This is a genomic window from Noviherbaspirillum malthae (assembly GCF_015352985.1).
GTDB classification, from domain to species: Bacteria; Pseudomonadota; Gammaproteobacteria; order Burkholderiales; family Burkholderiaceae_D; genus Noviherbaspirillum; species Noviherbaspirillum malthae.
In genome coordinates, this window is record NZ_JACYXF010000127.1 from 1 (window position 1) to 8,583 (window position 8,583).

The window sequence follows — 8,583 nt, forward strand, 5'->3', positions numbered from 1 at the left end:
AAGGGACGCAACAGCAAATCTTTAAAATGAGGATATCCTGTGGATAACTCGCCCGCCGTTCCCATTGAAAAATAAAGAACTTCACAACCAAAACCTACGCAACATCAATCCGAAACTACCAAGATTATAAAATTAAATTGTGGGAGCAAAGTTGTAATGTCCGGTTTCAGCAAAGTTCAAATGTCCGTTTTTCCGCAGGATAACCCTATTACAGACGGGTTTGGGAGCGGCCATGGACAGGACCGGAGCAATTACGATGACGATGCGAGAATTGGACCGTCTAAAGATCATCCAGGCAGTCGTCGATGGTAACTTGAAGCCTGGACGTGCCGCCGAACGTCTGGGACTGACGGACCGGCAGATACGCCGCCTGGTGAACCGTGTACGCGAGCAAGGACCGGCTGGCATGGTATCGCGGCGTTGTGCTCGACCGAGCAATAACCGCACGCCGGCAGAATTGACGAAGCAAGCGCTGGATATCATACGTGAGCGCTACGCGGATTTCGGCCCGACCCTGGCATGCGAGAAGCTACAGGAAGTTCATGGCTTACCATTATCTAAGGAAACCATCCGCAAGCTAATGATGGAGGCTGGCTTGTGGATTCCACGTCGGCTACGCTCGTCAACGATCTATCAGCCTCGCAACCGGCGCCATTGCGTTGGCGAGCTGATTCAGATTGATGGCAGTGATCATGCCTGGTTTGAGGAACGCGCTCCAGCTTGCACTCTGCTGGTTTATATCGATGACGCGACCAGCCGGCTGATGCATCTGCACTTTACCTATTCCGAGTCGACCTTCAGCTATTTCGAGGCAACACGGCGCTACATCGAGCTGCATGGCAAGCCGCAAGCCTTCTACAGTGACCAGTACAGCGTCTTCCGAGTCAACAGTAAACAACCCCAAGGTGGTAGCGGACATACGCAGTTTGGACGAGCGCTGTACGAACTCAACATTGAGAGCATTTGCGCCAATAGCAGCCAGGCCAAAGGACGGGTGGAGCGGGCAAACCTGACGCTGCAGGACCGACTGGTTAAAGAACTCAGACTGCAAGGCATCTCCACAATGGAGGCGGCCAACGCCTATGCGCCCTGCTTCATTGCCGACTATAACCGGCGTTTCGCTAAGCCGCCAAGGAATGACTGGGATGCGCACCGGCCACTGCGCGAGGACGAGGATCTGGAATCAATCTTTACGCATCGTGAGAAGCGCAAGGTATCCCACGTGCTGACGCTGCAGTACGACAAGACGATCTACCTGATTGGCGATACGAAGAGCAATCGGAAACTGATTGGTCAATACATCGACGTATACGAGTATGTCGACGGGCGCATTGAGCTGCAGACCAGTGGCACTTGCCTGCCCTACACCACTTATGATCGGTTGCCTGAAGTGAGTCAGGGTGCCATCGTCGAGAATAAGCGACTTGGACATGTACTGCAGATTGCACAGCTAGTGCAGGCCGAGCGTGATAGCAGGCGTAGCCAGTCGGCGCCGGCAAGAACGCATCGCGGCTTGCCGCGGGCGACCAAGAAAGCTGAGCCTGGCAAGAAAAGACAGCGGGCACTGGACGCCACAGATATGGAAATGGCAATCAAACAGTCGGCCTTGGCAACCTGAGCTGTTAATTTAGACCAACACCTCTCCGAACAGGCATTCCGCTGTCGCGGCTGCATGTTGATAACAAAACCAGCAAAAAACAACCTAAAAAACCTAAAAACCGCCCCCCAAACCGGACATTTGAACTTTGCCCGCAAGCGGACATTTGAACTTGGCGTTGACATAAATTGTGCGCTATTAGATTCCAAGATATCACACCTTGTGGCTGCCAAAGTTTCATCCTTGTGCCAAAAATGAAGTTGATTAGGGTGACCGCATGGCTTGAGTTATAGCGGTCGATGTGCTCGCACCCCCTTTTAGCTGAATGCGCAAAAGCCAGCCATTGCACCTCTTGGTCGCTTCGATTCTCGGATGGAGCACCCGCCGAGCCGTTGGCATCGCTTTCCTGGCAGGCCTCAACGCCGCCTCAACGCCTCAATGGCGAGGAGATCCTATGGCTAAAATAAAAAAGCCCGCCGACCTTGCGGTAGCGCGAATCCGAGACGAGGTTAATGCCGCAATGTCAGCGGCCTTCAGCTACCTTTTCTGAGCGGGCCCAGGGCAGCAGCGGATGCCGATCGCTCAAAGCATAGTTTTTATTATTTGTCAATAACAGTGATCACATTAACGACATTCCGATTTTGGCATAACGACCACTGGTACGGCACGGGCATTTAGTGCTGTATGCGTTTGGACTTCGGTAATAATGATGCTGTCAGAAGCGTTGGCGAACGTAGAGACCGGCCAGCGCATCGTTAAAAGTGGACAGGGAAACGGAGGGCAACATGACTACCCAATCATCGCCGCTTGATCGTTTGATCGACTTCGCTACGCAGACATGCGGACCGCATCTCATGGCAATCGTGTGGGCCTGCGCGGCGCATGGCAATGATAGCTGGCGCTTGTTCGCTCCCCGACTTTTCGCGCGGCTGGCCAGCGATCATGCGCTTACCGAACAGTTTATCGCTGGATTGTGCAAGCCCGCCGCCTTGCTTCATGCCGGACCCATCCTGGAAGCGTTTCTGGCACAAATGGACGCCCCGCGAAAAGAGGATCTGTTTAAGGCATCTTTACTGAAGAAGAACGGCTTTGTCCACTATTGCTTCGCCGGCGCTGCACGTGCACTTGACGATGGGCCCAAGCTTCTCGAAGTGCTGGAAGGGTTTGTTCGACACGGCCTTCGCTTGCAGCCGCTGGCTCAACGTCACCACAACGACATGGAACTCGCTGTCCGGGTGTGCAATGCCAAATTTTTGCATCTGGTTCTTCCTTGGTTAAACCATCTGGACGAGCGAATTATTAAGTGTGCTGCACTCAAGAGCGATCGCCCACTCGCCGTCATTAACCTTTTCCTTGAAGCCGGGATTCCAGTTTCCCGGTTTAATCAAACACGCTTGCTCGAGCAAGCAAAGGTCGAGGTCCAACACTACGTTCGTGCACACATTGCACGCGTGCGGTAGCTAGTGCGCGTCGCGGGCAATTTTTCCAGCAGTACTCTGCTAGCCATCCACGAAACTTTTTAAAGGGGAGAAAGATCTCATGAAAATCAAGATCGTGCCGGAAAACGCCGTCGCAATTGACGAAGCGGTCGCGCCACAACAGCAGCGGGCGCGAGTCAATCTGGTGGACGCCCAGGATGTATTGTCGGCCATGCGACGGGCCGAGGCGAAGCTGGACGCCCTCGGCATTCCCAAACGCGAGCGCAGCGGCGCGTCGTTTTACCAGGTACCGGCAGGCCCGTCGGCTAACAGCTACAGCTACGCCCAAGGAGCGACAGCGTTTCGCATCGCCCGTGCCACAACCGACTGGTATCTGATCGATGTGCAGCGTATTGAGGTCTATCCGAAGCAACGGGAAAGAGAAGACCTGACTCTCACGCCTGAGCAAGACGATAAAGCGATCGACGTACTTCGAAGGAAGTATCTTGTCGCGAGAGCTGCTTAGCAGACCGCAACTCTGCATGAGAACCAGACAGCTGTATTGATACAGCTGTCTGGTTCTGGTGCTCGCAGCATGCACAGTGCTGCCTTGGAAAGGTGCACCGTGTCGTTAATTTTCTTGCGAATTATCGTACACTATGAAATCGTAGGGACGGAGTTCGCATTGCGCCAAACTTTCATTGGCGCCACGATGGCAAGCTCGATGGCGCCCAGATCAGGTCGCTCCTGTGCACTGCGGCTGGTGGCTGCCTGCCGGCGACCTGCCTTACCTGATCAACGCCGCCCCGCGGCGGCACGTCACCTTTGACGCTGGCTACCCTCTTCCACTTAGCTTGGCTTTCGTCGGCATTCTATCGTATGTGCATGGACACCATGCTGGCTGCGGCTATGACAGCATGCAACCGTCACCGCTTGCATGCGCATGACAAGCCCAATTCTGCTGACGCGCCGTGACAAGCAAAAATTTTCTTGCCTGCGGCTTGCGTGTCTTAAAAAACGACACAAAACAAACGGCGCTTTTCATTCACTGTTTTCTGCTTTGCACTCACGCTTGGAAAAACGTTTCAGATCCAAGGAAGAAAAACGCGATGGTTCACCTGATAAATGCGATACCCCAATTCTGTCCCCAGTGCGCTGGCGAACCGCTATAGACAACATCCCGCTATGCGTTTTATGCCTGCATTCTTCGAGAATGTCAGTGCGGCGCGAAGTTCAAATACGTCCCCTCCCCCAGATCATTCAAGTCGCAAGTTTGTCTGCCAAGGGCAAGTAGAAGCGGTAAAGATGCTATGGCTGTTTTCGCATAGTCAGATTTGCTGGCATCGCGGCTGGTCTGGGTTGCGGCCTGCGTACGGCAAGTGCGTTTTGAAGCATCTGGGCCGTTACGCGGGTCCTGGCGGCATCAGCAATGCCGTAGCGAGCTGGGGAATCCATCGCCCCCTTTGAAGCCTTGGTATGTGTCATTGATATTCGCCTTTTCAATACTGTGTGCGCAGTCGATCGGTTTACGCCTTCACCCGCATTGCACCTGCAGGTTTATCTTCGCCTGTTTCAATCTGGTAACGTTTGTCAAGCATCAGCAGTTGACCAATAAGTCGCATAGCAATCAGGTGCGAAGCGGCGCCGTCGTCCTGTGGTACGTATCGAGCATGCTATTGCGGGCATTGTATCCAGACTGCCTGCATGCCACCTCCACCATCCATGATGTGGTTCGGCTAAGTCGTTACCAAACCATCGAAGTGGAAAACCGAAATAGCAAGCGACATTGCGCCGTGACAGTGTTTCCATTGTGGCTGTGGAAACGTAGAGTGTAGCTATACCCCTACCTTCCCTTTCACGAACCAAGGAGATCAGATGCGCCATACCGAAAAGACCTTGGACGATATCTGGCATAGCGATGATCTGCATAGTGATGAAGAAGCCGATTCGCTGATGTCAGCGGCTCGTATTCTCGCGCGGCACATCGCTCAGCTGTTCGCCCAACTCGAATCCGGCTACGCTCCAACCGCTCCGGTTCCGGAAGAACTAATACACCATGCCGCCACATGTGCCATCGCTAAAACGGCAGCTACCTCGATTCAATCAGACAGCATCGAAACAAAATTAAGAAAATACTGGGAGCCGTTGTTTCTGGCCGTGCAACGCGATCGCATCGACAGCTGGCAGGCTCGCCAAATGTATCTGCGATTGGATCGCGTCGATCCTTCTCCGGCAACTGACACTACAGGAACGCCAGACAGAGGAGTGACAGTCCTGCCGCGTATTGACCTGTTCAACCGGGCGACGCTCAATGATCTGATCAGGCGCGCCATTGCGCGCCGCTGGACTGCTGCAGACATGGCACACGCGCTAGACGATCTCTATGACGCTAGTAGGGTGCATGCCCAAGCCCAGCTGCTGCATCCACCGGGGGGACCACATTTCGATGCCCTTCTTGCCGCCTTTTACGACTGGCTAAAAAGCAAACCTTATGCTCCCGAAGCGTTCGCTGATCATTGGCTGCTTGGCTACTCAATGGCCCGTGGCCACACGCCCAAAATATACTATCGATTCATGCATGACCAAAACCGTCTCTGCGACCGAAAACGACTGGATGCCTCGGCCCTGCTTTCTACACCTGGTTGCATTTGGCAGCTGCGCGGGGAACAATGGCGGAAGGAGCATAGCGCGACCCCGTTGTAGCAGCGGTGGTCTCCGTATACCAAGCTCGAGGCATAACAGAACGCCGATGAAATCCAGATTGGTTCATATACGCAGGCTGTATGGGCGCACAATGCCTACGTGGTTAACTGAATCTACATGGATACCCAGTGGAACCTTACTGTTTTAAGGAGCGGTTGATATCAATGAAAATTCCGGCTCTTGATGCTGTTCAAAGCCCTGAGCACTGACGTGTGTTCGACAAGCCGTTTTGCAATCAGGTGCATTGAGGCGCCGTCGTGCTGCCAGACGCCGTAGACTGTCAGCAATGTGGCGTTCAGCATTTCTTTCCTCTGTTGCTCCACCAGGCTTTGCCAGACAATCACCTGCGTCGTCCCGGTTTCATCTGATCGGGCCCGCTTGCGGTCCTGAAGTGTCTGCAGCTCTTCGGCCGTATTCAGATTCATCGCGATCAGGTGCTTGCGCAGCAACGCCAGCGGATGTCGCAGCGTGAGGCCGGTGTTATGGTAGTCGCCCACGATCCCCTTCCCGTCCGTCGGCACACGCAGTTCTAGCGACACGTCGGGGATCGGCGCATCCCGCAATAACTCGGACATGGGTCGCATGTCAGCAACGTCCCATGCCATCTGCCGTCGGTGTCCCGCCAACTCGACCAACGCATTTACCTTCGCCAACGCTTGAAGATCCTGTGTGGAGAGGTTCGCGCGTTCGGCTATGTCGTCTAAGGTGGTAAACGGGGGCATCACATGTGCGATGGTGGCGTTATCGGCCCCTTCGACTGACGATCCTTTCACCAAGCGCAGGCCCGGCAGCACAATTGACCGTCCACGGCTATCGCCAGAATACCCCTGTCGTTCTTCGAGCGTGGCGTACCATCCGCTGACCGTGGCATCGATCAGCGGACTTTCACATCAAAGCGCTTCGCATCTCGGATCAGCCGGCTTGGTGTAAAAAATGAATCGACTAGGAATTCAAAAACGCGGCAGAGAAGATCGATCCTGGTTCGCTTTTACGTACGCAATGGCATGCTTTATATGGCCCAGGCCACCCCCTCCCAGTTCCTTTTTCGATGTCAAATCTAAACAGCATGCTCGCCGCCAGATTTGAAGGAGGAGCAAATTGGCATTGTCTCTTACTTATGCATGCCGGTTAGGCTCCTCCGAACCTGTTACTTCGCCAGTTTCAAGCATGTGCGTACCATGCGTGCGACCACCTCCGCCTGGCTGTTCAGGCCGTAAAGGGCCTTGAGCTTGTGCAAGCCCGCCCGCGTGGCTTTCGTTACGCCGACATTGATATGCCCATCCGGCGCCCCCACCGGTGCGGATTGCCGCGCCGTGCCCGATCCAACACGCGTTATCTGCTCAGCGCCGGACTTGGGTTTGCGCTTCGGATCTGACATGTCTTGTTCAGTTGAAGACAGGTTTTTGACGCGTTTCATTAAAGCCTTTTGCGCGACCTTTTTCGGCGCAGCTTTTGGTTGTGGGTTGCCTACCGGTGTTCGTGCCATTTTTAGCTTTTCCTTCTCAAGTTAATTCAAACAATTGCCCTACGTGTGGACGCTAGTGCCAACATGATTGACCGCACCACAATCATGTTATGTCGCTCCATCTACGACACATTCCCATTGCTCCAGGTCTTTGATCGTGCCTCACCCCATGGCGGTCATGGCAAGTCAAAGGCCGTCACGCCTGCAAGTTTGCATCCCAGAGCTCAATCAGCGTACCTCTTGCGGACCAACGCCAACAATCATACAAATTGTACGCGCACGCTGATGGCGGCTTGCAGTATTTTCCCGTGGCGCGAAAACTACGGCATTGCTGCTCTTTCCTCACATAGTCGTTACGGCGATGTGTGCTATTCATTGTGCGCAATGGCTATATCGCCGATGCCCAAATTCGGTGCTCCACATGAATTTGCACAAGGTGACAAACGTCATCTATCTTTCTTCCTTTTGATATCTGTGGATGCAACTCGCAGGTGTAAAATCGTCGGCGGCTGATAGGTGGGCAAAGCCTGCAAATAGAATGTGAATTTGCTTAAATAAACAAGGAAATTGTGCATCCATCTCGCCCATGTAGTCGGTTAACGTAAGGATATCGTTTGCCGAGCCTTCAGTGATGTCTACACCGTTGGCCGCTAGCGATGCACGCTGTGATGCTATGACCGCAGCGGTTTACATGCAGGCGCCGTCATGCAGACACTCTCTCCGCATATCCGTAGCGTCGCTTGGTGATTACATCGGTTACCATCGGCGGAGCGCCTCTATCGACAAATTCACAGTTAGCACGAGGCGCCTACTTACGAAGGCCTAATATGCACGTCAACAAAGTCATCATTGTCGGAAATCTGGGACGCGACCCCGAAACCCGTTATCTGCCAAGCTCCTTTGAAAGGGTACTGGAGCGCGTCATGGCCTCCATCGCCACATCGAAATCGCGCCCCCCGGAAAACATCTTGGCGTCGACGTCGGACGGCATGGACGCGGCGGCGGAAAGTAACGGCGCCAACGGCGTTGATGGCGGTGGCGGAGAAGCAAGTGGTGGATCCGGCAATGGCGATGGCGATGGCGATCCCGACAGTGACCGGCGACGCGCACCTTCACCTACACCTGCGCATAGCAAGCGCAAGACGAAGCTTCCTCCCTCCCGCAGCGGAAAATCGCGGAAACGCAGCGATCCTCAATCCGGCAACACCTTTTTCCATCCCAGCAGTTCCCATCCGGCTCACCCGGAAAGGCAGCGGATTCACGTTCAATGGATGTAAGCGCCCAGCCATCCCACATTGACGGGATACCGAATCTACGAGCAGAAGTTTAGGCGGGCGTCCAGCGATGCGGCAGCAGTTCGGTGACACGGCTAGCCGGCAGTGTCGGTAAGCGTTCGAGGA

General features: G+C 54.3%; 8 protein-coding genes. 6 read left to right on the plus strand and 2 right to left on the minus strand.

Going from position 1 to position 8,583, the window contains the following annotated elements; all coding sequences use genetic code 11:
- The first annotated feature begins 232 nt into the window (after positions 1–232).
- From IGW03_RS36560 to IGW03_RS36575, 4 genes are all read left to right on the plus strand, one after another.
- Positions 233–1,618, plus strand: a complete 1,386-nt coding sequence (locus IGW03_RS36560; RefSeq protein ID WP_438943714.1) for an ISNCY family transposase — start codon at positions 233–235, stop codon at positions 1,616–1,618.
- A gap of 764 nt (positions 1,619–2,382) precedes the next feature.
- Positions 2,383–3,057 (plus strand): hypothetical protein, encoded by a 675-nt coding sequence (locus tag IGW03_RS36565; protein ID WP_194727298.1) that lies wholly within the window; start codon positions 2,383–2,385, stop codon positions 3,055–3,057.
- A 79-nt stretch (positions 3,058–3,136) separates the two neighbouring features.
- The gene (locus IGW03_RS36570; RefSeq protein WP_194727299.1) at positions 3,137–3,541 is read left to right on the plus strand and encodes a hypothetical protein; all 405 of its coding nucleotides are present in this window, start codon (positions 3,137–3,139) and stop codon (positions 3,539–3,541) included.
- A gap of 1,349 nt (positions 3,542–4,890) precedes the next feature.
- Positions 4,891–5,718 (plus strand): hypothetical protein, encoded by an 828-nt coding sequence (locus IGW03_RS36575; RefSeq protein ID WP_194727300.1) that lies wholly within the window; start codon positions 4,891–4,893, stop codon positions 5,716–5,718.
- A 161-nt stretch (positions 5,719–5,879) separates the two neighbouring features.
- On the opposite strand, the gene IGW03_RS36580 is transcribed toward IGW03_RS36575, so the two are convergent.
- Entirely contained in the window at positions 5,880–6,596 is a 717-nt protein-coding gene (locus IGW03_RS36580) for a helix-hairpin-helix domain-containing protein (protein ID WP_194727304.1), read from the minus strand.
- A 269-nt stretch (positions 6,597–6,865) separates the two neighbouring features.
- Positions 6,866–7,204: a hypothetical protein gene (locus IGW03_RS38585; RefSeq protein WP_228536330.1), complete on the minus strand. Its 339-nt coding sequence runs from the start codon at positions 7,202–7,204 to the stop codon at positions 6,866–6,868.
- Between the two features lie 63 nt (positions 7,205–7,267).
- Between IGW03_RS38585 and IGW03_RS36590 the strand changes: the two genes are divergently transcribed.
- Positions 7,268–7,696, plus strand: coding sequence for a hypothetical protein (locus IGW03_RS36590; RefSeq protein ID WP_194727301.1), 429 nt, complete (start codon positions 7,268–7,270; stop codon positions 7,694–7,696).
- Positions 7,697–8,010: 314 nt separating this feature from the next.
- Positions 8,011–8,460 carry a single-stranded DNA-binding protein gene (locus IGW03_RS36595; RefSeq protein WP_194727302.1) on the plus strand — a complete coding sequence of 150 codons (450 nt, stop codon included), beginning with the start codon at positions 8,011–8,013 and terminating at the stop codon, positions 8,458–8,460.
- Positions 8,461–8,583: the final 123 nt, after the last annotated feature.

Coding starts and splice junctions, on each gene's coding strand:
- IGW03_RS36560 (WP_438943714.1), top strand. CDS start 233: ATGGACAGGACCGGAGCAATTACGATGACGATGCGAGAATTGGACCGT.
- IGW03_RS36565 (WP_194727298.1), top strand. CDS start 2,383: ATGACTACCCAATCATCGCCGCTTGATCGTTTGATCGACTTCGCTACG.
- IGW03_RS36570 (WP_194727299.1), top strand. CDS start 3,137: ATGAAAATCAAGATCGTGCCGGAAAACGCCGTCGCAATTGACGAAGCG.
- IGW03_RS36575 (WP_194727300.1), top strand. CDS start 4,891: ATGCGCCATACCGAAAAGACCTTGGACGATATCTGGCATAGCGATGAT.
- IGW03_RS38585 (WP_228536330.1), bottom strand. CDS start 7,204: ATGGCACGAACACCGGTAGGCAACCCACAACCAAAAGCTGCGCCGAAA.
- IGW03_RS36590 (WP_194727301.1), top strand. CDS start 7,268: ATGATTGACCGCACCACAATCATGTTATGTCGCTCCATCTACGACACA.
- IGW03_RS36595 (WP_194727302.1), top strand. CDS start 8,011: ATGCACGTCAACAAAGTCATCATTGTCGGAAATCTGGGACGCGACCCC.